This is a genomic window from Vibrio sp. A37 (assembly GCF_059777565.1).
The window spans coordinates 29159-53102 of sequence record NZ_JBLNLI010000010.1; the positions used below are offsets into that span (position 1 = coordinate 29159).

A 23944-nucleotide genomic window follows, 5' to 3' on the forward strand; every position below is an offset into this window, starting at 1 on the left:
GACAGATAGTAAGGTTTGGTGAACTTATTTTGAGGATTAATTCTAAAATTAGTAGTTGATTACTATATTGAATAAGAGTCTATTTTAAGGAGCACTAGGGATGAAACTCTCGATTTCAGGGAAATTGCAGATGAGCTTTCTTTTTCTCGCCTTGCTATTCATCATTTCGGCCTTTTTTACTTATCGCAGTGTTACCGTCGTAGAAGATCATACTCACTCTTTGATAGACACAGATTTACCAACTGTGGATGCAAGTCGATCACTTCAGCAGTCCATCCAAGAGACCATTTCTTCAGTAAGAGCTTATATGCTACTCGGTGGTGATGAATCTGTGGGCAAAGAGCAATTTGCCGCGATGGAAGCGATAATCGCAAGAACAGACGAGCTTGTGCCTACTTTCGAGTCACTTATTCCTCAGCAAGAATTCGACACCATTACTCAGCAGTGGCAGCAAGTGAAAGCTTCTGTAATGGAAATCGCTAAATTGAGTCACAGTGATGAAAACTTACCTGCCCATACGCTTTTTACTAATGAAGCTGCGCCTATTGCAGAGGTTGCACTTGATCAGCTGCAAAGTTTGATTAACGACGAATCCTCTAATAGGGATGGTGGAGATAGAAAGCGTTTATTCAAACTCTATGCAGATAGCTATAACTCTCTTGCGAATGCGCTTTCTTCTATGCGTGACTTTTTGCTGTATGGAAAAAATGAGCACATAGAAAAATACAACGACTTCATGAAAGCGCACGATAAGTCAGTGGCTGAAATTGAAAGTAAATCTGATCTATTATCAAGCACTGGTGAAAGCTTATGGTCATTATTTAAGGATATGCAGCAGTTGTATTTGCCTTTAGCTAAACAGGTAATGGAGCTTCGTAAATCAAGCGGCTGGAACGTTGCAAATGAAAAAATGGCCAATGAACTCGTTCCCCAAGCGCTAGCCTTAGAAGACAGTTTAGAAAAACTTGTACAGGAGCAGCAAGCCAAAGCAGATTCTAGTGGAAAGGGGATATACCAATCAGTAAATCAGCTTCTCACATCCCTGATTTTTACAAGTATTCTCTCGGTTGTGGCTGCGTTAGCGATTTCAACTTATATGGGTAGAAATATCGGTCGAAGAGTGAAAAATATCTCTAAACGTGCACAAATTATTGCGGCAGGGGATATTTCGCAAAAAGCGTTGACCATCGAAGGCAACGATGAGTTGGCAAGCTTGACCGATGCCATTAATCGGATGAACCAGTCGTTGGCGGGTATCGTGCAGGGTGTAACGACTAAAGCCCATGAGGTGGATGCAAGCATGAGTAACTTACTCAATGCCAACGAACAAACGCTTCAACAAGTATCCATGCAGCGTACCAATATTGACCAAATCGGGCAGGAGCTACATGACGTGGCCACTTCAGCTGAAACAACGTCAGAACATGCCCAGCGCTCGGTTGACTCGTTAACTGAATCGAATAAACAAATTACCCAAGGTTCTAAAGCTCTTGATCTAAACAAAAGTACCGTTGAAAAATTGCACGCAACGATTGAGGAAGCGAGCCAAAAAGTGGCTAACTTGAGTAAAGAAACCGATGCTATTGGCCGTGTTACCGAAGTGATTGAAGGTTTGGCTGAACAAACCAATTTACTTGCTCTGAATGCGGCAATAGAAGCGGCGAGGGCCGGGGAATATGGCCGTGGTTTTGCTGTCGTCGCCGATGAAGTTCGCTTGCTGGCAACACGCACCACGGAGTCGACTTCCGAGATCAATGCAATTGTTACTGCAATACAAACGTCGACTTCACTTGTGGTTGAGCAAATAGAAGCGAGCAAGATATTGGCGGTGGAAGGCTCTGAACATACCGAGCAAGCGGTTGAGAAGCTTCATGTGACAACCGATCAAATCGATGCGTTAAATGCCCAAATGGACGAATTAGCCTCGGCCGCAGAGCAGCAGTCGAATACCATTCGCGCGATTAATCACTTGATGGAAGGAGTGACGCAATCAGTGAACGATGTATCGACCATCAGTGAGTCATCCAATTCAACGACGGTACAAATACGAGATCAGGTGACGGATCTAAACCGTGAGATGGATCAGTTTAAAACGTCTTAAATCGTACGGTCTTGTTCAAAATAAGATCAACTTGATTCAAAACTAATCATTCAAACCAAATTTGAAGGAAAAGGGTTTTCTTTTCATAAGGATGTGGCATAGTAATCCCATCAAGACGAGATGCGTGCATCGTATAATGGCTATTACCTCAGCCTTCCAAGCTGATGATGCGGGTTCGATTCCCGCTGCACGCTCCAAGTTACGAGTATATCTATTCGGTAAGTTAGTTTTTAGGTTGTCGCTTAAGCGGCTACTGCTGTTTCTGTAACTATATAATTTATAATTAATAAATCGTTTAGAATATAAAAAGCTCCTAGATAAGTCCTTGGAGCTTTTAGGTAATTTATTCTTGCTCAATCACTTGTTTAAACCTTGCAAAGGTTCTCATCGAATTGTTGGCTGGGATGGTTTGGTAGTCTGGGTTTTTTGCTTTTAGCCAGTATTGTCCGTCTCGTTTTTCCACAACTCTCAATAGGTATTGATTGTCGCCTGCTTCCTCTTGTATTTCGATTGCCATAACTAAACCGGTGATAGAGCCTGCGCTAGTTGGTGTGACTGCTTCGAAGAGAAGTACGTCGCCATCGTGAATTGGATTCTTACCACCATTCATTGAGTTACCAGAAGCTCGTGCTAAGAAATGGTTGTCTGGGCTGACATTGTGAATGTTAACTCCCATCATTTCACATTCATCATGACGACCGGTTTTGAAGTGACCACAAGCGATTTTCAAATTTGGATAAAAAGGAAGCTCTACAACGTTATCAGCTTCTGGTCTCTGATGGTTAAGCAAACTATCTTGAGCGTTCTGGGTAGAGCGTGTGCCCTTACTCTGTTTTCGATCCGTATATTGAGCCAAACGAAAATCAACGAGCTCTTTTACAAAATCGTGTAGCGTGTCGATATGTTTACTATCTATATCGAAATTTGCTTTGAACTTACTGTTTTCTATGGCGAACCAATTGGCCGCGTCATTCTTTTTCGCACTGGTAAAGGCGTTTATCGGGTTGCTTCTCCAGTAGGAAACCCATTTTTTATCGGTTGCTGATAAAGACTGCTCTTTTATCGGGAGTTCAGTGGCTTTTAGATAGGGATAACCTGATAGGACGTGCCAACTTTTTTCTGATAGTTCTTCTACTGTTGGTGGAAACCTAAATCCATCTAGTTCAAGGAAAGCCTCAAGTAATATGGCTTTGAAGGATTTGACCATATTGGTAACTTGAATTCCATTAAACAGAAAATCGCCATATTTAGAAGCTGTTTCTTTCATCAACACATTTTCTGTTTCTTGATTAACTAGATTGAACCAATTCCTGTGTTGCTTGTTAACTTTGTGGCCTACTTTAGAAATGTCTTGGTTATTCGAACGGTAGAATTCGGTAGCGGTTGGCCTATGCCCTAAGTGGGTTTCAAGATTTACGAAGTCTTCTAATGCCGTGCTGCGGTATTCTTTTACAAGCTGATTCCAAAAGTTGATAGCTGTTGGGTCGATATTTATGTAGCACCCTTCACCAATCTCTGGTTTATAACCAGTCACATCAGAGTTAGATAGCCCTTTAGAATCTAATTGTATCCCTAACACTTCCTGCTTATTTAAAAAGCTTTTGTGATTGCCAATAAAATCCAACACAACAAGGTGTTGTTTATTGGGGTGAAGACGTAGTCCTCGTCCTAATTGTTGAAGAAAAATGATATTTGATTCAGTTGGACGAATCATGAGAACAGTATCGATAGAGGGCAGGTCAGTGCCTTCATTAAACAGGTCTATCGAAAAGATAATCTGTATCTCACCTTTATCCAATTGGCTTAAAGCTTCATTGCGCCGTACTTGTGATTTGCTATGAACCGAGACGGCTTTGAGCCCTTGTTGTTTAAACGTTTTGTTAAACTCGTTAGCCATATAGTCGGCATGTTTTTGAGATATGCAGAAAGCGAGAGTTCGGGATTGATTATGTTTTTCCCAATGCTGGAATATATGATTAGCACGTTTTTGAGTGGCAAACTGCGCATCTAATGCTGACGGATCGAAATTACCATTGCGCCAAGGAATTTCCTCATAATTTACAAATTCATCCCAAACACCATAGTAATGGAAAGGCACTAAAATTTTGCTATCGATGCCATGAACCAAATTACGTTCAAAAACTAAATTGTTGTTACAGAGTGACAATATATTGGATTGATCGGTACGCTCTGGTGTTGCAGTCAAACCGAGCAAAAAAGTAGGTGTAAAGTAGTCAATAATATTGCGATAAGTCTTGGCACTAGCATGGTGAAATTCATCAATCACAATGTAGTCGAAGTGGTCTCTACTAAAGTGTTTTAGATGTGTATCGCGTCCGAGCGTTTGTACAGACGCAAACAACATATCTTTTTGTTTCTCTTTTGACTTTCCATAATAGTAGCCGGATGATTTTTCAGGCCATAGTTTTGCATAGGTATTGAGGGCTTGAGTGAGTATTTCTTCTCGGTGCGCGACAAATAATACTCGCTTGGCATTCAACTGTTTTGCGTCAAATGCCGAGAGCCAAGTTTTACCCATACCTGTTGCTAAGACGACTAGTCCTCTTTTATTTCTGTCATTTCTGGTTTGTGACAGTTTGTCTAATGCTTCTTGTTGAGCAGAGTTAGGTGCGAAAGGATCATCATCAATCAGGCTATTGTCTGCAACGGCGGTAAGCTTTGGTTTTTGTCGAATTTGTATGTAATGGTTAATCCATTGATCAGTCAATGTGACAGCAGAAGGGTGATTGAAAATGTCGTCAAACTTTTCTCGTATGATTTGAAATTGTCTCGCTTCTTTGGAGGTGTCGGGTTCGCAATAGTCGTATCGAATACACCATTCATGAGCGTCAGTCAGTGCAGCCTTACTTATGTTGTTAGAACCGATAAACGCAGAGCCCTGATAGAATGTATTCGCTTCATCCGTTCGGACAAAAATATACGACTTCATATGAAAACTATGGTTATGGGTTTCAAATATTTTTACTTCTACATTTGGGCCATTGAGCTCGACTAAAGAACGCAGGGCTATTGGGTTGGTGATATGCAGATAATCTGATGTCAACAGCCTTAACTTTAATGGATATCCTTCGAGCTCTTGACGTTGTAGCGCCTCAATAATCGCAGGTAATATTAGATCAAGACCAGATGGTTGAATAAAAGAGACAGCAATTTCAATCTCTGTGGCATGGTTTATTGCGTGGAGCAATTGATTTAGTAGGGGGTCATTGTCACCAATGGTCAGTACGTCGTGATCGAGAACTAAAGATAGGTCTGGCATTCTTTACTTTCCCTTACTTTGATTCTGAGCTTTTAACGAGTATCGCGTTTAGCCACAGCTCACTTTCTCGGCCGGGGCGTAAATCACCAGTTATCCAAGTTTTTTTTACTCTCATAGGTAATGAACTCAATAATTTTTCTAACAGCGCTTCGTTTAGGTTTGTGAAACGTCGCCCATTGCGTACAACTTCATTTTCTCCGTATTTAAAAGAGCAATAAAAAATACCGTCGGTTTTTAAAAATTGCGCCAAGTGTGCCAAAGTGTCGCCTAGCTCATCTTTTGGAACATGTAAAAGTGAAGCGCAAGCCCAAATCGCATCCTGACTACTCGTTTCGATAGAAAAATCCATGAAGGTACAACACATAACAGGGTGCTTAATATATTCTTTTGCTAGCTTTGTCATTTGTGAGCTTGCGTCAAACGCAGTAACCCGATAACCCCTTGAAAGAAAAAAATGAGTGTCGCGGCCAGAGCCGCAACCTGCGTCTACTACTTTGGCATTTTGGGGTAAATAGGGAAGAAAGTGGTTATACAATGGGGTGACATCGACTTTAACAGTAGTGTTAAAAAATTCTGGGGCATTTCTATCGTAGTAGTTGGTAGTCATATGGTGATAGCTAGTAAAATTGACAACCATTTGATCTTATCAATAGTTACGCTTCTAGCAATAAGAATATTTAGAGAAGAGCTTTAAATTCACCTGATTTGTCGCTGCAAACAAGACCAATTTACATACTTGCTATTAAAAGTCGAAACAAATCGAAAGGCAATACGGTTTAAATATTATCGAGATTAGATAGCCAAACTGGTTTAAGAGGTAAATGTGTGGGAAAGCCTAACTATGCAAGCTTAATAACCAACATCACTATGTAAGACATATTTATTTACAAAATTAGAATAAAAATATTTTTTAGTTAAATATTTAAAACATGACCGTTAACAGTGTGTTAAATATTGAGTGTGCCATTTAGAAATAAATTTTTACCGTTAATAATAAATTGGTAAATATTGTGCCTATTTAGTTGTTAGCTTATCTATAGAATGTGCCAAAAAACAAAAAGGAGGGAAAACGTTTTGCACTTTAATACTTAACTTTAATTGGCAAGGAGTAATATATGTTGAATTTAGACATAAGGTACATTCGCTATATCCCATTGTTATTTATGTTGTTATCAGCTGGGTTGTTTGCTGAAGAAAAAAAATCAAACTCAAATAAACATGCCTATATTCAGGTATCAGTCAGCCGAGTGCTAGCGCCAAGTGGTCAATATAATATTTATTTGGCTGACTCAAATGGTGCAATAAATAAAAACCTTGAATATATCCAACTTAATAATCAGTCCCATCAATTTGAATATAGAATTCCACTAGATTTCCTTAGTGAGCAATTCTACGTGGCTTTGTGCCGTGAAGGACAAACATGTTTCTATTCCAATTTATTAAATAAGCCTTCAGACGATCGGCCAACAATAATAGATGCCCCTATATCTTTGGTATCAACGTTAACGTTTTATAAACAGAGTAACGATAACAGAACGTTTGAAAATGTGTTGAGTGGGGTAAGGTATCAAATCAATGCTGATGAATCAGACTTGCTATCGCCTGATGCGAACTATGCCAATTCGGTGGCTAAGGGTGGATTCTTCTCATCTTTTGGCATGGGGTTGTTGAACGCGAGTGCGTTTTGGTTAATCGAATCCTCAGTAGGGCAAATATGTAAATCTTCAGGTGGTTCGCTATGTAACTTCTTGGGTGCGGGCTCTGGAGGAGATAGCGGTTTCGAGCACCTGAATCAGATGTCAGCAAAGTTAGATGAAATAAAAGACTTGGTTGTGGCGCTTAGCGGAAAGTCCGATCATATCTTATCTTTGCTAACAGATATGTATGATAGTCAAATAATGAAGAAATTCTTTGAGGCTGAAAACCATGTTGCTTCAAGGTTCGATCACTATCAAGCAGAACTTAAAGAAGCCTTGTTCCAGCAAAATGCTACCATTGAGAATTACATTCCGACAGAGCGTGAGCTCGAAGTTATCTATAACACGTTACATGATGGTTTTTATCAGCACTATGCGCAGTTGTTTGATTCGGAAGGACAGGTAGGAACAAGCCGTCCATATGTTCCGCCTGCGTATACCATCAATCGCTATTTTGAGTCACTTTCCGACAGATATTATTCTGATGGGAACTTCTCTCAGCCGAATGGGTTTAGTTTTGACTTTCGTTATTCAAACCCACCATCACAAAATCCAAGTCACTACGTGATTACACCTTATCTCGCGTTTCTTCTTCAGGAGCATTTGTCTCGAACATCAACCGCGATGTTAAAGTGGCATCAATTGAAAGTTCATAGCCTTGCTGCGTATGACCATTTTCAAACTCACTCGTCAACTGACGATGCGGCTGCAGTATCGCGTAGGTTGTTAACTTTAATTTCTGCTCAAGAAGGGTTTAACCAAACTGAGTGTGAAATCAACATAGAATCATGTATCTCAAAGCTAAACGACAATATGGATATGTCGATACAAGTATTGAAAGACTCGTACTTAAGTTACGCTGGCTTATTGGAAATGAGCGTGATAAGAAACTCGAGCAATCGCAAGGTATTACAAATTTTATCTGGTGTCTCAAGTGGGTATTTGTCGCAGCACCAAATTGATCGAAATAACAATCCTATCGCTTCGTACAGCGATTTGTTGGCAACTAAAGACGAGTTGAAGAAAATCTTTCATTATAAAACCGATGAACAGCTGAATGACTTGCTGAAACTAAAGGAGGATATGTTCGCACAAATTAAAGAGTTGACCGGAATGCATCCAATTTTAGCTGATGCGAAAAGATCAGATGATCACTTTTACCGACGCGCGTTTGAAGCGGTGAACAGCCCCCTTTCTATGGAAGAGAATATGATTATGTCAGGTATGTACCTGCATGCGAACTTGCATGAAAAGCATACCACAGGGTTTAGGACAGCGCTTATTCAATACAAAGACATCGTCTCTGATGCTGAGATATTTAACAGTATTGCGTTAAATCAACAGCTTCCTGACAATAAGCGTTGGCACTGGGATGTGAGACCGCTTCCTTGGAATATTCCTAGTAACCCGAATGGAAAGGTTGTAGTGACGCTTTCAGTTCCTGAATTTGCTCGCGGGAGGACAGACAATATTTTAAATAAGTCTAGGGCCTACGCGCAAAATCCAAATTACATGCTAAACGTAGAAGGGAGATATAACCACGACAGAAGCAAGTTGGATATTATATTGAAAAAGCCGACTTTTGTGAGCCTAAAAGAACATAGCTCTAGGGCAAGTGGCAGCGGAATGCTGGAGTTATTTATCACAGATAAGGTTTGGTATTCTTCTACGCCTCCAACCTATATTTATGAGGAGATCCCATTTACTTCTGCTTTTTTCAATAGCCCAGATGATTTAGGCGCGTTCAACTGCTCAACCTCTATGGCTGAAGATACGTTAGAAGTATTTTTACCTGAAAACAGAACAATCGGTGATCTGAATATTAATGTTTCGGGAGAAGCCATTGGTTTGATGACATTCGATAAAGTTCAAAGAGGTGATAGCGTTTATATTACGTCTAGATGCAACAACAACGCGTTTAATAGTGGCTCGGGCTCGGAAAGAAGCGGAGTATTAAATGTGTCAATTGCTGGAGAACCTGATTTAGACAGAGCGTTTGAATATCAAATATCTCCAAGATAATTAATTGATTAGGGCTTCATTGAATGTTTAAGAAAGTATTTCAGTGAAGCCCAACTATCGTTTTTTATTTTATCTTAAAAACATATTTTCTCGTTTTTCTTAAAAACTCTTCAATAAAATTGATCTAATCATAAACAAGGTTCGTAAACGTACACGGTACCGAAAATTACGAAGATTAAATTGATAGAGGATTGTCAAAATGTTTACCAAATTTACCAAAACCCTAACCGTGTTGCTTGCGAGCCTTTCTTTTTCTGCAGCGACTTTTGCCTATGGCACTCATAGCGATAAAAAAGATATCGTCGATGTTGCGGTAGCAAATGGTTCATTCAATACGTTAGTTGCCGCAGTTAAAGCGGCTGGGTTAGTTGAGACGTTAAAAGGAGAGAGTAATCTAACGGTTTTTGCACCAACCGATGCGGCTTTTGCTAAGTTGCCAGCGGGCACTGTTGAAATGCTACTAAAGCCTGAGAATAAAGACAAGCTTATCGCTGTGCTTACTTACCATGTTGTCCCAGGCAAAGTGATGGCTGAAGATGTCATCAAAGTAGACAGTTCTGAAACTGTTCAAGGTCAAAACTTAGCAGTATCAGTAAACGATGGCAACGTGATGATTGATAATGCCAAGGTAGTGATTGCTGATGTTAGAGCCAGCAATGGTGTCATTCATGTCATCGATACTGTGTTACTGCCAAAATAAACGTGTACCAATTACAGGTATTGCACCTAAAGCTACACCCAACTTATTTTTAAGAGTTTCCTTTCCCTTTATTTTTGCATTTGCTTCACTTTACAAGGACGTTGAGTGAAGCCCTCTTCGCAAAGCTCATGCTCTGAGACAAATTATCCCGAGCTCACGTTAACTATATAAATCATCGTATTTAACCTATGCTCAGTGGGGTGGGTTAGTGTGCTTTAGACTCTACTCGCGCCATCGAAGTGAACACGAAAATTGTGTATGAGAGCAATTTTTCATATTCGCTATTTTTCTAAACTCTATGTTAGAAAATAAAGTATTAAAAAGTGATCCGTTCTACTGCTCTTCACGTATCTGTTTACATGTACAAAAGAGAGCACGCTTTACATGGAACAGATTGAGCAAAACTTAACAGTGATGTCGGGAGAGCGTCCCATTTCTCAGCATAAATTTATTCAAGCCAACCCTGAGCTCAGTCGGTGGTTATCTCTTGTGGCAACCAAACAAGATGAACAAGCATTTTCTGTTTTGTTCAAGTTTTTTGCTCCGCGTATTAAGCAGTTTGGTTTAAAGCATTTTCGTAATGAAAGTCAAGCGAGCGAGCTGGTGCAGGAAACCATGACCAATGTTTGGAAAAAAGCTCACTTGTACGACTCTAATAAAGGCGCAGCGACAACATGGATTTATACCGTGATGCGTAACGCAGCTTTTGACCTTTCAAGGAAAATAAAAAGTAGGCCAGAGCACAATTTGGGTGATGATATTTGGCCTATTGATCAAGCGTTAGCAGAAACTGACCACGTTAGTCCATTAGACGAAGATCATCTGATGTCTAAACACCTTAAGAACATCGTAGAAAGTTTACCTGAGCCGCAAAAAGTGGTGGTTCAAGGCCTGTATTTTCAGGACTTAACTCAAGAGCAATTGTCTAAACAACTTGATGTGCCAGTAGGTACGATAAAGTCTAGGCTGCGCTTAGCACTTGAGAAGATCCGTATACACATGAAGGAGCAGGAAAATGATTAAGCACCATCCAAATCATTCAGTACTGAAAGAGTTTGTGTCTGGAAACTTGCCTGCTTCTCTTTCTGTTATCGTCGCGAGTCACGTCGAAATGTGCCACGAATGCCAAATGCTCGTAGACAAACTTACTGAGAAAGCGGCGCTAGATGCGTTTGAATTGACGGAAGAAACCGCTTTTTTTGACGAAATCGATAACGAATTTGATGAACTCGATGATTCAAGCTCACAACTCGTTCGTTCTATCACTAGCCAACCAGTTGAGAACAAAAGTAAGATTGTTGCGTTACCCGTAGAAATTGAAGTATCTGGTAATCACATAGTCTTACCAAGAGCGTTAAATTCGATAGCAATCAATGAGTGGAAAGGGCTAGGCAAAATATCTCGCGCAAGATTAAACCTTGACGATGAAAATCGTCGTACAAGCTTACTTCATATCGACAAAGGTGGCAGCATACCGCCACATACTCACAAAGGCTTCGAAGTGACCTTATTGCTCCAAGGAAGCATCGAAGATGAGCTTGGGACTTATCAAGCTGGGGACTTTATCTGGTTAAATGAATCCCACAACCATAATCCAATGACAAAAGAAGGGTGTGTCTGTTTAACGGTTTGTGACGATGCACTACATTTTACTCAAGGTGTGAGCAAGGTCTTTAATGTACTTGGCAAGCTGATTTATTAGCGCTGAATAAAGTTGTTTGTTATTTGGCAGGCGTTGGATAAATTAGTATCCAGTCTTTTACTTTTGGATTAAAAAAGCCTGATTGTTCATAGGCTTTTTGAATACCTTTTGTGCTTCTTAGTTTGTTTATTCCGAGGTTTAGGTAATCCAATATTTTTTCTCCATTGCTACTGGCTTGTGAAATCGCGTACATACGCCGACCATCGAGCCCGACTTTGATACCAGTTACAGGAACGAGCGTTATCCCTTCGTAGCTATGTATCATTCCTTTGTTATTGGTGAACTCCAACAATGTAAAGTCAGCCCTTTGACGATATATTTTCCGAAAAATAAGCCTAGTAATATTGGCGTTTTCAATATGAGAAAAGTTCATTTTTTGCAGTGTCTTATAGTCGACAAACCAATTTGATGGCATCACTGGGGTATAATTATTGAGCTCCTCAAGTGAGCGCACTTGCATAATGCCCTTAGCGTCGGGCTCCACGTATACGCCTTTATGAAACTCACCATAACGAATAATATCGTGGGAAAGGTAAAATTTGTTCTTTTCAGCGTCAATATGCCATATCGTTTCAGCTGCCACATCGACATTTCCATTCTTTGTTTCAAGTAGGGCTCTGGTGTAATTGGGATAGGATATAATTTCAATATTGCCTTCATAGCCGCCTAATTTAAGGGCTTGGCACAATAATATAAGTTCAACTGTACCTCGGTTAGCGTGAGGTGATGAAAACTCTTTTACTGACATACAATCTTTATTCTGCAGCATTGCGAAGTAGTTTTCTGCAACGTATTTATCTGAGCCAACAGTGATAGTAAAGGCATTGGCACACAAAGAATAAAAAGCTAATGAGGAAAAAAGAAACAGTTTAAACAAACAAGCACTAATCAAAGAGAGTGGGTGATATATAAACTATAGAATTGGATGTATAGGTAATCAAAATTATATCTGTGTAAGGCTCTTTGATATTAAAGAGCCTCACAGTGTACCCAGTTATGCAGCCGTAGGTTCGATATTCTCTTGTACAACCCCCGATTTTTTCGAACTTAATGTAAACAACGCGATAACAGTTGCAACAGCTGAAAAAATACCAAAGTAAATATAGCTCGACGCAAAGCCATGCGAGTCATACATATTGCCCATAATAGGGGAGGCGATTGCTGTCATAATGTTATTGACTGTTTGAAAGCCAAACATATAGGTGAACGAATTCACTTTTTTATTAAACTGTTCAGCGATATACGCGAAGATAGATACAATAAGAAATGGATTTACAATGGCGAATAGAAGCTTAGCTCCGATAGCAATATAAACATTCTTCTCACCTAAACCAGCGTAACCTATCAATAGCAGAACCATCGTGACCCCGACACCAGTCAGCACCAAGCTATTCTTGCATCCAAGTCTACGAATGATGTAAGGGATGACTGCGCTTACGAGGAACAATATCATGGAGATCACCCCATCCATATTGGCACTAAATCTAATGCCAGCTTCTTGTGTAGGGAAAAAAGAGATAAAGTAACGAGTAAACTGGGTCATTGATGTCCAGAATACCACTGACACTGTTGCTGTGTAGGTCATGAAGGCCCAAAACTTAGGGTTTTTAAATAACTTAATGACGTCTAGCTTTGTGATTTTTTCAACGGAAAGGACATTGTTTTCCACATTTTCTAAATGTTTCACTTTCAGAGACATGACGGTCAAAAGCATTAAAAGTGCCGAAATGCTGCAGGCTACAAAAATGAAATCTGGATTAATATTGTATAGATAACCTGCCAGCATGGCCGATAATCCCCATGCAGCAATAGCGAAGCCATTTACGATGGCGAAGTCATTATCATGACAGCGTGCGAATCGATCACTATATGAAGCAATGACGCCGCTTCCAGCTTGAAATAACATTCCGAGATATAACGCCCCCAAAATGATACCCAGCATAAATGTTGAACTTTCGCTAAGAAGAGGGCCGTAAATATGAATATAGAATGGGCCGATGAGTAGGCTAAGAATTGAGATGAATATGACTAAATGTCTTTTAAGTCCAAGCTTATCGAGAATATAACCAAAACCAGGTTTAAAGAGAACAGCTATACCAGTCTGCAACCCAAACAATAATCCTATCTGTGAGCCATCGATACCCACTTTTTCGCTAAGCCATACGGAAAAGAGGGAACCAGAACTCAGCGAAAAGAAAAAATTGTAAAAGAAATACACAAAGCAAATTTTAAGCATTGCTATACGGTTTGAGTCCTTTTTCACGATCAGCCACCAATAAGTTAACAAGTTTTGGCGCACCTAATATAGGTGCTTGGAGTGGTAACTATTGCATATTGGTTAACCTATTTTCAGTGATTGGATTAACAGTTCAAGTTAAACACCCAATTTAGGTGTGAGCAAGATTACGCTTTTTATAGAAGCACAAAGATAGAAGAGCTTGATTTGAAATTTGATAGATAGGTGCAAATAAGTAGAGGTATCCTAATTTTAAAAACAACATAAAATAGGATACCAATAGAGTAAATAAAGTAGATTTTAATAGAGGTTGAATTACGGTTTTTACTAAGCTTTAAGTCTTAATACTTTGGTTCTCAATTTAAAATGAGATTGTCAGAACCCTTGATGGAATACTGAGTTGTTTTTTAACTTGATGATTTGTTTTAATATAACTTCGTCCGGAGCATCACGTTTATATTGTTCTGTGTTTTTGTTATCCATAATCATGCAAAACGTAGTGTACCCAAAGTCATTTGCCATTTGATAGAAAATGTCTAAGTCATGCGTCTCCGAGAACGAGTTACATACAGCGATAGACTCCTCTCCTTGTTCCATTAATTCTCTCACCGAATCAATACAGTATTTATCAGCATGGGGTTTTAGTTTTTCGTTCCATTGATTTTGTCCGTAGTTGGCGTAGTAATCCCAACAGGAAATGGTGTTGTCACAGATCGTTTTTGCAAACTCGGTTTTACCACTGCCGAACGGACCACGAACTATATAAAGTTTTTTCATTTGTTTCTCACTATAGTTTTCGTTGAAGTTTTATGTTTAAAGAGAGTCGATTCCCTATGCCGGAGTTGGCTCTTTTTCTTCCTCTATTACTTGAGATTTTTTCGAGCTCAGAGTAAACAGTGCGAATACGGTCGCCGCGGCCGCAAAAAAACCAAAGTAGATATAACTCCAAGAAAAACCATACGTATCATACATGTTGCCCATGATAGGAGACGCGATGGCGGTCATTATGTTGTTGATTGCTTGGAAACCAAACATGTAGGTAAAGGAGTTCACTTTCTTGTTAAATTGTTCAGCGACGTAGGCAAATACTGAAACGATAAGCAGTGGGTTAACGATTCCAAACAAGATCTTGGCGGCAATCGCCATATACAAATTTTTCTCGCCTAAACCCGCATACCCAATCATTAGTAGAACAGAAGTAATGCCTGCGGCAGTTAAAATCAGGCTACCTTTGCAACCAATTTTTCGAATGATATAAGGGACAGCGGCACTAAAGAAGAACAAAAATACAGCGGTAATGCCGTCCATGTTCGAGCTGAAAGTAATCCCTTCCTGTTGGGTAGGGAAGAAAGTAATGAAATATCGTGTAAACTGGGTCATTGAAGTCCAGAACACAACTGATATCGTTCCTGCATAGGTCATAAATGCCCAAAACTTTGGGTTTTGAAACAACTTAATTACGTCGTGCTTCGTGATTTTCTCAGCCGAGACCACGTCATTATCAATATTATCTAGGTGCTTCACTCTCAAAGACATTACGCAAACAAGCATGAGTAACGCAGATACACTGCACGCGACAAAAATTAAATCAGGATTTATGTTGTAAAGGAAGCCAGCTAATATCGCGGATACTCCCCACGCGGCAATTCCGAAACCGTTGACGATCCCAAAATCATTTTCATGACACCTAGCGAATCGGTCGCTATAAGAAGCGATTACGCCGCTTCCAGCTTGAAAGAGCATACCCAAATAGAGCGAGCCTAATATGATGCCAAGTGTAAAGGTTGAACTATCGCTGAGTAGTGGACCATAGATATATATGTAGAACGGACCAATTAAAAGACTAAGAATAGAAATAAACACGATTAAGTGTTTTTTAAGCCCTAACTTGTCAAGAATATAACCAAACCCAGGTTTGAAAAGTACAGCAATACCGGTTTGTAAACCGAACAGAACACCTATTTGAGAACCGTCAATTCCGACCTTATCATTTAACCAAACTGAGAATAAAGAGCCGGAACTTAACGACCAAAAAAAGTTATAAAAGAAATACATAAAGCATATTTTTAGCATCGCGATGCGATTGGAATCGTTTTTCACTGTCATTCACCACTGAACATAATTTTTTATAAAAGCAAAACAGGTTGACCTGTAATAATGTTTTCTGCATCAAATACTACATATTGGTTTACCAAAGATAAGTGACTGATGTTGTACTTTGGGTTAAATAAATATTTATTATGTGATCTCGATAGGAATACTTAAAAAGTAAATATCTCTATTTGGTAAAAAATCCAGTTAGGTGAGTAAAGTTCTTAGTATTACGAGGTTGGTACTTTAATGAGTTGTCAACAAAGTAGACGTGGAAGATGGGAAGTGACGATAGACATTTGTCAGATGCAAAGTGCCCCCCAAACAACCGAAAATAAACAAGGACTAAGTTGTTTGGGTGCGGGTTTAAAGGCAGCTTGGATCAAGGTCTGCAGCAAAAAAAGCATCATCCAAATCAGAGTCGATCTTTTCAGACGATAAAATACCTAATAGCTCTTTTTTACTGTTTTCTATATGTTGCCATACTGCCTGCCTAGCTTCTTCTGGGGAACGTTTTTGCAAAGCGATGAAAATACGCTTGTGATCTTCAAGCCACTTATTTCGTAATGAAGTCTCATGCAAGTGCTTTTTATTCAGGGCTATCCAAAGTGGATTTTCTGTTCTTACGCTGCGCCATAGTTCAGAGGCCTGATGTATTAACATCCTGTTTTGAGTTGATTCGGCAATTAAGTTGTGAAACTGACGGTCTAAGTCATCGAACTTCGCACCGTTTGCTTCATGTTCATTTTCTTGTAAATGCAGTACATGTTTTAGCTCGCGTAATTCGTTGATTTTAATTTGCGTTGCAGCAAAACCCGCGATCTGGGGTTCGATGAGTTGTCGTGCTTGAAGAAGCTCAAATGGTCCTATGTCGCTAAGAGGGATGATATTACCTCTCTTAGATTTGTCTGGAGAATCTACAAAGTAGATACCAGCGCCTTGTCGAACCGTAACTAAGCCTTTTAATTCCAACATGATGATAGCTTCACGTATTGTTGCACGGCTGGTGTTCAGTCGCTCACTAAGCTCTCTTTCTGACGGTAATCTTTCACCACCACTAAATACTCCAGAATGCAACAATTGCTCAATTTGTAAGCCGATATCATAGTAGCGACGTTTAGTGTTTGTATGGTCCATATATTTATAATCATCTCTATCATTAACTATTCCAGATTGTAACAATCAATGGAATCTGTTCAATAGAAATTCATCCAGTAGTGCTTTGGTTGATGGGTTGCAATTACTTATGAATTCCGCGCTAATTTATTAACTATAGAGTCTTTCTGGTGCGCATGTTGGTTTATTGGTTGAGATCTACTGCAAGGTTTGGCCGCTATTAAAATTAAATTGGTTAACAAGTTGGTGGTGAAGGTTTAGAGTGATGAATACCGTTTTGCTATAGGCATTGAGATAATTATATCTTGCGTTCTGTAGTCGTCTTATTTTGATAAATACTCAGGTGATATACATGGTAGTAAAAGCAGAATCACATCAACAATGCAATCGGTTAGAAGTTTTAGCGGAACTAGTTAAACTCGACAAGGAAGCAACTCTAAAACAACTATCATTTTCAAATATTAGTTCAGAGTTAGTTACACGATACGACGAGCCATATTTATATTTAAAGGCACACAGCAGAGATAATTTTTACACTTCAGCCGTTATTGCTCCTGAAGATAATCAAGTGTGGGATTGGGAGCAATTTCCGGACTTTTGTCTTTCTGTAGATATTGAAAACATTGGCGATCGTTCTACCCAAGTGTTCTTCAATATATTTGATATTCACGGAACGATGCACAGTAGGAGTGTTAACGTTAGTTTGTAGGGCAGGAAAACGTATCTAATAGAGCTGAAAGGAAAATGTTTAAAGGGTAAAACAAACTTTGAGTCTGGATTAAGATCAAACCCAGCTCCTTGGGATTCAGATACAGTGTATGCCACTTGGATGTGGGGAGAAATGAATCTCGATTTATCAAACGTTGCGAAAATAGAGTTAAGTATACAGGGTACTTTAATCGATCATGAGTTACTTGTTCGCAATATCCAGTTAGTTCAAAGCCCGCCACTAAACCCAGATTACCTTATCCGCTTAGTTGATGAATATGGTCAAAACAGTAGTGTTGATTATGAAGACAAAGTGCACTCTAATGAAGATTTGCAACAAAGAACTGAACAGGAGCTAGAAGCGCTTAAGCAAGGTCCTATGGTTGATCGCTCGAAGTTCGGTGGATTTAAGTTGGGTAAGCAATATCATGCCACGGGTTACTTTAGAACTGAAAAGGTTGATGGGAAGTGGTCATTAATCGATCCAGAGGGTTATCCATACTTTGCCACAGGTATTGATATCATTCGCTTAGCTAACTCTTATACCATTACGGGTATCGATTACGATCAAAATACTGTCGTACAGCGTGATACTGAAGATACGACACCTGAAGATTCTAAAGAAAAAATCACAGTATCAGAGCAAGCAAAGCAAACGGCATTTGTAGCTAATCAGAGCAGGAGAGACTGTTTTGCTTGGTTACCAGATTACAACGATCCACTTTCCGAGCACTATGGTTACATTCGAGAACTGTTCGAAGGCCCAGTCGAGCATGGTGAAACATTCAGTTTTTACGGTGCAAACTTACAGCGAAAATATGGGGCAAGCTATTTAGAAAAATGGCGAGAAGTGACCGTCGATAGAATGCTGAATTGGGGGTTCACTTCACTAGGTAACTGGAATGCTCCCGAATTTTATAAAAATGAAAAAATACCCTTTTTTGCTAATGGTTGGATTATAGGCGATTTCAAAACGGTAACGAGTGGTGATGATTTTTGGGCTCCACTGCCAGATCCGTTCGATCCTGTTTTTCGTCAACGAGCCGCTGCAACCGTTGAACAAGTTTACGATGAGATTTGTGACTCACCTTGGTGCGTGGGCATCTTTATCGACAATGAAAAAAGTTGGGGTAGGATGGGGACGATAGAAGGTCGCCATGGCATTGCCATTCACACATTGTCCCGAGACTCAGAGGATTCTCCAACAAAAGCAGAATTTGTACGCGTTCTGAAAAACAAATATCAACATATTGAAAAGCTCAATCTCGTTTGGGAAAGCAAGATCGAATCTTGGGAGCAATTAGCAAAAGGTGTGTCTAATTTAAAGCATACTCTAGGGCAACAACTTGATTACGGCATATTATTGGAGGTCTATGCTTCAGAGTATTTCCGTATCGTGAATGAAGAGCTTAAGAAAAAGCTACCAAATCACCTTTATCTCGGAGTTAGGTTTGCAGATTGGGGAGTGACTCCTGATGTCATTAAAGCGGCAGCAAAACATTGTGACGTTATTAGCTACAACTACTACAAGGAAGGCTTACATCCAAAAGCTTGGTCATGGAACTTTTTAAGTGAAGTGGATATGCCAAGTATTATTGGCGAATATCATATCGGTGCACAGGATAGTGGTTTCTTCCATGCCGGTCTTGTTACTGCGCAAGATCAGACCGAGCGAGCAGAGATGTATGAAGGCTACATGAAGTCTGTTATAGATAATCCATACTTTGTCGGTGCTCATTGGTTCCAATACATCGATTCACCAATTACTGGCCGCTCTTTCGATGGAGAAAACTATAACGTTGGTTTTGTTACCAACGCTGACATCCCATACCAACCTATGGTGGATGCTGCGAAACGAGTTCATGGAAATATGTATGTTCGTCGTTACCAAAACAAAGTAGATGGGAAATAAGCCTCGAGATAAGGGCGTTTAAAATCTATGTAAGCTTATTTTGGCTAGATATTTAAGACGTCGACAAAGTGAAATGCCAGTTGTGACAATGTCATATTTCAATTCAGGGTTGACATTGTCCATTGTTTTAGATGGTTTCAATATCTCAACGTACAGCAGCTTGAGCAAACAGACTTCGTTAGCATGCCCATTCTTGGTTTAGTTTAATTTATTCTACTAGCTGCATTTCTTATAAATACTATTTGTAGTGTCGAAGTTCTTTCTTAAATCTCGTAGATACTTAAAGTCGACAGCCAGATTTGTCAATTTATTTTGCTTAAAGGAATTTCTGTAATTTGGTAAAAAACAGCATTGTTTATCTACAAAACATCTTCAGTTGAAATTAGTTGGCACAATCGCAACAACAATCATACAACCCTGGTCACAGTTCAACAGTATTGTATCACCTATATATTTGGGTATTGACACCTACTTTTATTGAAATGAAAAATATTGAACATCATATTCAGATATAATTTACTGTTCGATATGTCTAACTTATATTATCAAGGTGATTATGAGTACAAACCTGATTACTTTAGTGGCTGAGCAAGTTATTTCTCTGGCTGGTTGTTTTCTAACCAAATTGGCTTTTCTTGGTTTTTTGTCATCATGAAAGTATTTCTCCTTGGCGGAAGTAATTCAATATTGTCTGATGGGTTGTATGAAGGTCTTAATACCTTTAATGAGGTTACCAACCTAGCCTTAGGTGCATCAAGCTCATGCCAGAACCTATTTGAATTAATCAAGAATAAAGAAAGCATTATTCACTCAGATTTGATAGTTTCAGAGTCCAATGTTAATGATTTCCATTCAGTTTGGATAGGCTTGTTTCCTTTAGATGTCATATTGAAATGTATTGATGCATATTACTATGCCTTGGCAGGGGTACATGGGGTCAAAAAAATAGTTTTAATTTTGCCTTTAGTGTCAAGATGCAAAGTTGCATCAAATATAAATAAGAGACACTTATTCAATTTAAAACGGTATGGAATACCATATGTAAATCTTGACGGTGTGATGTACAGACATGATCTCGTTGACTTTTATGTAAAAGATATAGGGCATCCTAATAAATATTTAATGCATAAAATAGGATTAAGTATACGAAACAATATTGACCAAATCCCTTTTAATGAAACAGAGTGTAATGTCGATAACGTAAATTTTAATCATTTTAAGATTGTAAATTTTGGACGAGAAAATAAAAAGAACTCCCTGTTTCAAAGAGATGTCTGTGAAGTTAATGAACAGGTACCACTTTCTGAATGGGCGGGTTATGAACTACTTGGTATTGAAGCTTGGAGTGATGATTTCAGCAAGTTGAAAATCGTTACAGAAGGTAAATGCCTAGTAAAAGCCTTTAACTCGGACTTGCAGTTTCATGATGTATCGTCGACGTTTATTTTAAGCAAGTGTTCCTATTTAAATAGCGATTTAACTAGAAAAAATCCAACGGAATTTTCTTTGAACGCTTATGTTATTAATAATAAATATATTGAAGACTCAAAACCGAAAAAACCAAAGCCAGTAAAGTTGAGCTCGATTTTTTTAGTAGCCACCGATTTATGGAGCGATATGAATCAGAATTTTTGCTTCTTAAATTTAGATAGTAACCTAACCTACCTAATTCCAGACTTAAGGTTATTACACGCGTTTTACTTAGAGTCGATCCCACAAAAAATAAAGTTAAAGACAACTATAAGTCACAAACTACGCAACGCTAGGATATCTTTGTCTACAAAACTTGACTCTGCTTTTTCCGTTGAACGTTAAGCTCTCTAATATTTGCGTTTCTTAAAGGGGCATTGGGTAGCTGAAGATCTAATTTACTAAGTAAGTTTTAGCCTGAACAGGAAGGTTGGTTGATTCTTTAACATCCATCTGTCCCCCTTCATTTCAACAGAGCTAAATATCACTTGTTGTGTGGTTTGATCTATCTCTCCCGATAGGCGAAAGATGCCAAATTCAAGGTGTAAACGATTTATATTGAATCTCATTTCATCGGCAAACGTATGTGTTGTTGTTTATTAAACATAAAGCGGAATAGCGTTTAAGTGAATACTATTTGTTCAATTACGTTTGAGCGCACTTTTCCACAGGGAACTGCTTGGAAAAGGCAGTCATCCTACACTAAAATTTGTAATATAAACTTTAAGTTACGTATGTTGTCAGAGGGATAGTTATGAAAGTAGTAATCGAGTTTCTGGAATCCGGCCATTACAAAGATAATGCTTGGGAAGGAGACATGTATATTGAGAAAGGTGAGCGTCGTGCCGTAACTCCGGCATATGCAGCACAATTAGTCGATGAGAAAAAAGCGAAATTTCAGCGAGTTGATGAAGATAAGTAGAGCGGTTAAACCGCTCAAAATAGATGTCCTTTCCTACCAAGTGTTAGTCAGCAAAATCTAGAGTTAACAATAAACGTCGTTCTCCGGAAGATATATCCGGAGAGCGATGTACCAATCCAGCGTTTTCATTACCTTCCCAAAGTTCACCTTTTAGTAAAGCTACATCACCACAGTCCAACTGTTGAATATCGCTTGGTTTACTATATAAACCAGATTCACTATCCGATAGCCCATTGCTACCATGGCCAAGCTTAGTTCGATCTATTGTATTGTGAGGTAGCCATTCGGTTGCAAGTCCTTGATAGGTTGTAACTAATCGACAGGCGACTTTATCTACGTGGAACTTTGGGCACATGGCGGTGTTTAATGTTGTAAGGCGCAGCCCAACATGTGAAAGATCAAATAGGCAACAAAACATTTCTACAAGTTCAGCGATGTTTTCAACTAGCGGACTGTATTCCGAATCATTGAGTAGCTTCTCGACAACATCAGTAGCCGTTTCGGGTGAGACAGTAATAGAGCGTTGGAATATCGGATTCTCTTTTGTGAATGTGTCTACTGACTTTTTAATCGGGACAGGCAAATCGCATTGCCAAACAGTGATGTTGTGTGATTCGTTATATATTTCCGTAAAGACAACAGGAGTGTTGCCATGCTTAGCGTAGCGCAGTTGATCTACTGCATTTGGCATCATTTGCGTGTTCATTTCTGATAAATTAGCTGTTGTCGCCATAGTGCTTCTCGACTTTAGATGTGACGAATAGAAGTAAATATTATAATCCTTAAAATGTTATGTTATAACATAATGTTTGTGAGTTACAATACCTGTCATGGCATACCTAAGGTGTGCTAGATACCTAATAAACTTAAGTCTTACTCTGCTTAAACTTACATTAGACTGGTCAATGAACTAAGATTCTATCAACTGTTATTCATAATTAATCAAGCATCATAAACAAGGCGTTACATGGACTTAGATAAAAATAAACCTAGTGCAATACCAACCAACGTCATTACGGGCTTTTTAGGTGTTGGTAAAACAACGGCAATATTGAATTTACTGCAAAAGAAGCCACCACATGAACGCTGGGCCGTGTTGGTTAATGAATTTGGCGAAATAGGAGTAGATGGAAGCCTGTTTGAAGGACACAGCCAAAATGCCAAAGATGTATTTTTCCAAGAAGTCCCCGGCGGATGTATGTGTTGTGCCGCAGGCTTACCGATGCAAATTGCATTGAGCCAGCTGTTGAGCAGAGCAAAACCTGATCGCTTACTTGTAGAGCCTACGGGGCTAGGCCACCCAAAAGAAGTATTGCAAGTCCTTTCAACAGGACATTATCAAGAATTATTGTCATTGCAAAAAACGCTCACTTTAGTCGATGCGCGTAAATTGAAGGATGAAGAGTTTACAAAGCATGAAACCTTTAATCAACAAATCTTAATGGCAGATACAGTGGTCGGCAATAAGCTGGATCTGTATGGCGAGAAAGATAGTGAACTGTTGATAAAATACGTTCAAGAGAATGCTCAATCACACACTCAAGTTATCTTTTCTGAGTCAGCCAACATAGATTTAAGCGAGTTGAACGGCTCTACTGCCAACAAGCTAATTCATGATCATCACCATCATCCCTCAAACAATCGCAAACCTTTAGTCTCAGATGAACCTATACCAGAAGTTGGTTATATAAGGGCAGAGAACAAAGGGGAAGGGTTTAAGAGTGTAGGGTGGAGATTTGCCCCAGATATAGTCTTTAACCATCAAAAGCTGTCGTCAGTTTTAGGCACAATACATGCCGAAAGAATGAAAGCGGTGTTTATTACAGACAACGGGGTTTTTGGGTATAACCTAACCCCTGATGCATTAAATATGATTGAGCTTGATGATTGTGAAGAGAGTCGAATTGAAATAATAGCTCAGACGCTCGATGATCAGATTGAGTCCGAATTATTGAAGGCGAGGATATAGACTAGTGCTCTAAGTCCT

The 23944-nt window shown here is 39.2% G+C and carries 17 protein-coding genes, 1 tRNA gene and 1 pseudogene; 11 read left to right on the plus strand and 8 right to left on the minus strand.

The window, feature by feature from the left end; all coding sequences use genetic code 11:
• The first annotated feature begins 100 nt into the window (after nucleotides 1–100).
• Nucleotides 101–2101, plus strand: a complete 2001-nt coding sequence (locus tag ACM2FC_RS16500) for a HAMP domain-containing methyl-accepting chemotaxis protein (RefSeq protein WP_498482063.1) — start codon at nucleotides 101–103, stop codon at nucleotides 2099–2101.
• Between the two features lie 122 nt (nucleotides 2102–2223).
• Nucleotides 2224–2298: transfer RNA gene (locus ACM2FC_RS16505), tRNA-Gly, on the plus strand.
• Between the two features lie 146 nt (nucleotides 2299–2444).
• On the opposite strand, the gene ACM2FC_RS16510 is transcribed toward ACM2FC_RS16505, so the two are convergent.
• Together ACM2FC_RS16510 and ACM2FC_RS16515 are read right to left on the minus strand one after the other, a co-directional pair.
• The gene (locus ACM2FC_RS16510; protein WP_498482064.1) at nucleotides 2445–5381 is read right to left on the minus strand and encodes a DEAD/DEAH box helicase family protein; all 2937 of its coding nucleotides are present in this window, start codon (nucleotides 5379–5381) and stop codon (nucleotides 2445–2447) included.
• Nucleotides 5382–5394: 13 nt separating this feature from the next.
• Complete coding sequence (locus ACM2FC_RS16515) at nucleotides 5395–5988, minus strand: class I SAM-dependent methyltransferase (RefSeq protein ID WP_498482065.1); 594 nt, start codon at nucleotides 5986–5988, stop codon at nucleotides 5395–5397.
• A gap of 508 nt (nucleotides 5989–6496) precedes the next feature.
• Here ACM2FC_RS16515 and ACM2FC_RS16520 point away from each other — a divergent pair.
• The 4 genes from ACM2FC_RS16520 to ACM2FC_RS16535 all read left to right on the plus strand — a co-directional run bounded on the left by ACM2FC_RS16520 (nucleotide 6497) and on the right by ACM2FC_RS16535 (nucleotide 11502).
• Complete coding sequence (locus ACM2FC_RS16520; protein WP_498482066.1) at nucleotides 6497–9100, plus strand: hypothetical protein; 2604 nt, start codon at nucleotides 6497–6499, stop codon at nucleotides 9098–9100.
• A gap of 199 nt (nucleotides 9101–9299) precedes the next feature.
• Nucleotides 9300–9800 carry a fasciclin domain-containing protein gene (locus tag ACM2FC_RS16525; RefSeq protein ID WP_498482067.1) on the plus strand — a complete coding sequence of 167 codons (501 nt, stop codon included), beginning with the start codon at nucleotides 9300–9302 and terminating at the stop codon, nucleotides 9798–9800.
• A gap of 414 nt (nucleotides 9801–10214) precedes the next feature.
• Entirely contained in the window at nucleotides 10215–10823 is a 609-nt protein-coding gene (locus tag ACM2FC_RS16530; RefSeq protein WP_498482176.1) for a sigma-70 family RNA polymerase sigma factor, read from the plus strand.
• On the plus strand, nucleotides 10816–11502 hold the full coding sequence (locus tag ACM2FC_RS16535; RefSeq protein ID WP_498482068.1) for a ChrR family anti-sigma-E factor: 687 nt from the start codon (nucleotides 10816–10818) through the stop codon (nucleotides 11500–11502). The genes ACM2FC_RS16530 and ACM2FC_RS16535 overlap by 8 nt, the downstream gene beginning before the upstream one ends.
• A 19-nt stretch (nucleotides 11503–11521) precedes the next feature.
• Here the strand turns inward: ACM2FC_RS16535 and ACM2FC_RS16540 are convergent, their stop codons facing one another.
• From ACM2FC_RS16540 to ACM2FC_RS16560, 5 genes are all read right to left on the minus strand, one after another.
• Nucleotides 11522–12379 (minus strand): hypothetical protein, encoded by an 858-nt coding sequence (locus ACM2FC_RS16540; RefSeq protein ID WP_498482069.1) that lies wholly within the window; start codon nucleotides 12377–12379, stop codon nucleotides 11522–11524.
• Nucleotides 12380–12496: 117 nt separating this feature from the next.
• Nucleotides 12497–13765, minus strand: a complete 1269-nt coding sequence (locus tag ACM2FC_RS16545; RefSeq protein WP_498482070.1) for an oligosaccharide MFS transporter — start codon at nucleotides 13763–13765, stop codon at nucleotides 12497–12499.
• Nucleotides 13766–14113: 348 nt separating this feature from the next.
• On the minus strand, nucleotides 14114–14515 hold the full coding sequence (locus ACM2FC_RS16550; protein ID WP_498482071.1) for a hypothetical protein: 402 nt from the start codon (nucleotides 14513–14515) through the stop codon (nucleotides 14114–14116).
• Nucleotides 14516–14569: 54 nt separating this feature from the next.
• A complete protein-coding gene (locus tag ACM2FC_RS16555) occupies nucleotides 14570–15838 on the minus strand; it encodes an oligosaccharide MFS transporter (RefSeq protein WP_498482072.1) in 1269 nt (422 codons plus the stop codon).
• A 357-nt stretch (nucleotides 15839–16195) separates the two neighbouring features.
• The gene (locus ACM2FC_RS16560; protein WP_498482073.1) at nucleotides 16196–16966 is read right to left on the minus strand and encodes an FCD domain-containing protein; all 771 of its coding nucleotides are present in this window, start codon (nucleotides 16964–16966) and stop codon (nucleotides 16196–16198) included.
• 331 nt (nucleotides 16967–17297) lie between these two features.
• Here ACM2FC_RS16560 and ACM2FC_RS16565 point away from each other — a divergent pair.
• From ACM2FC_RS16565 to ACM2FC_RS16580, 4 genes and pseudogenes are all read left to right on the plus strand, one after another.
• A pseudogene (locus ACM2FC_RS16565) lies at nucleotides 17298–17900 on the plus strand (hypothetical protein); the annotation flags it as partial.
• 618 nt (nucleotides 17901–18518) lie between these two features.
• Nucleotides 18519–19565 (plus strand): beta-galactosidase, encoded by a 1047-nt coding sequence (locus tag ACM2FC_RS16570; protein ID WP_498482177.1) that lies wholly within the window; start codon nucleotides 18519–18521, stop codon nucleotides 19563–19565.
• A 651-nt stretch (nucleotides 19566–20216) separates the two neighbouring features.
• On the plus strand, nucleotides 20217–21380 hold the full coding sequence (locus ACM2FC_RS16575; RefSeq protein ID WP_498482074.1) for a hypothetical protein: 1164 nt from the start codon (nucleotides 20217–20219) through the stop codon (nucleotides 21378–21380).
• A 409-nt stretch (nucleotides 21381–21789) separates the two neighbouring features.
• On the plus strand, nucleotides 21790–21957 hold the full coding sequence (locus ACM2FC_RS16580) for a hypothetical protein (RefSeq protein ID WP_498482075.1): 168 nt from the start codon (nucleotides 21790–21792) through the stop codon (nucleotides 21955–21957).
• Nucleotides 21958–22000: 43 nt separating this feature from the next.
• Here ACM2FC_RS16580 and ACM2FC_RS16585 read toward each other — a convergent pair whose 3' ends face one another.
• Entirely contained in the window at nucleotides 22001–22690 is a 690-nt protein-coding gene (locus ACM2FC_RS16585; protein WP_498482076.1) for a DUF1826 domain-containing protein, read from the minus strand.
• 234 nt (nucleotides 22691–22924) lie between these two features.
• On the opposite strand from ACM2FC_RS16585, the gene ACM2FC_RS16590 reads away from it, so the two are divergent.
• Complete coding sequence (locus ACM2FC_RS16590) at nucleotides 22925–23926, plus strand: CobW family GTP-binding protein (RefSeq protein WP_498482077.1); 1002 nt, start codon at nucleotides 22925–22927, stop codon at nucleotides 23924–23926.
• Nucleotides 23927–23944: the final 18 nt, after the last annotated feature.

Coding starts and splice junctions, on each gene's coding strand:
- ACM2FC_RS16590 (WP_498482077.1), top strand. CDS start 22,925: ATGGACTTAGATAAAAATAAACCTAGTGCAATACCAACCAACGTCATT.
- ACM2FC_RS16500 (WP_498482063.1), top strand. CDS start 101: ATGAAACTCTCGATTTCAGGGAAATTGCAGATGAGCTTTCTTTTTCTC.
- ACM2FC_RS16575 (WP_498482074.1), top strand. CDS start 20,217: ATGAAAGTATTTCTCCTTGGCGGAAGTAATTCAATATTGTCTGATGGG.
- ACM2FC_RS16570 (WP_498482177.1), top strand. CDS start 18,519: ATGCTGAATTGGGGGTTCACTTCACTAGGTAACTGGAATGCTCCCGAA.
- ACM2FC_RS16560 (WP_498482073.1), bottom strand. CDS start 16,966: ATGGACCATACAAACACTAAACGTCGCTACTATGATATCGGCTTACAA.
- ACM2FC_RS16530 (WP_498482176.1), top strand. CDS start 10,215: ATGTCGGGAGAGCGTCCCATTTCTCAGCATAAATTTATTCAAGCCAAC.
- ACM2FC_RS16585 (WP_498482076.1), bottom strand. CDS start 22,690: ATGGCGACAACAGCTAATTTATCAGAAATGAACACGCAAATGATGCCA.
- ACM2FC_RS16510 (WP_498482064.1), bottom strand. CDS start 5,381: ATGCCAGACCTATCTTTAGTTCTCGATCACGACGTACTGACCATTGGT.
- ACM2FC_RS16520 (WP_498482066.1), top strand. CDS start 6,497: ATGTTGAATTTAGACATAAGGTACATTCGCTATATCCCATTGTTATTT.
- ACM2FC_RS16525 (WP_498482067.1), top strand. CDS start 9,300: ATGTTTACCAAATTTACCAAAACCCTAACCGTGTTGCTTGCGAGCCTT.
- ACM2FC_RS16550 (WP_498482071.1), bottom strand. CDS start 14,515: ATGAAAAAACTTTATATAGTTCGTGGTCCGTTCGGCAGTGGTAAAACC.
- ACM2FC_RS16515 (WP_498482065.1), bottom strand. CDS start 5,988: ATGACTACCAACTACTACGATAGAAATGCCCCAGAATTTTTTAACACT.
- ACM2FC_RS16535 (WP_498482068.1), top strand. CDS start 10,816: ATGATTAAGCACCATCCAAATCATTCAGTACTGAAAGAGTTTGTGTCT.
- ACM2FC_RS16580 (WP_498482075.1), top strand. CDS start 21,790: ATGAAAGTAGTAATCGAGTTTCTGGAATCCGGCCATTACAAAGATAAT.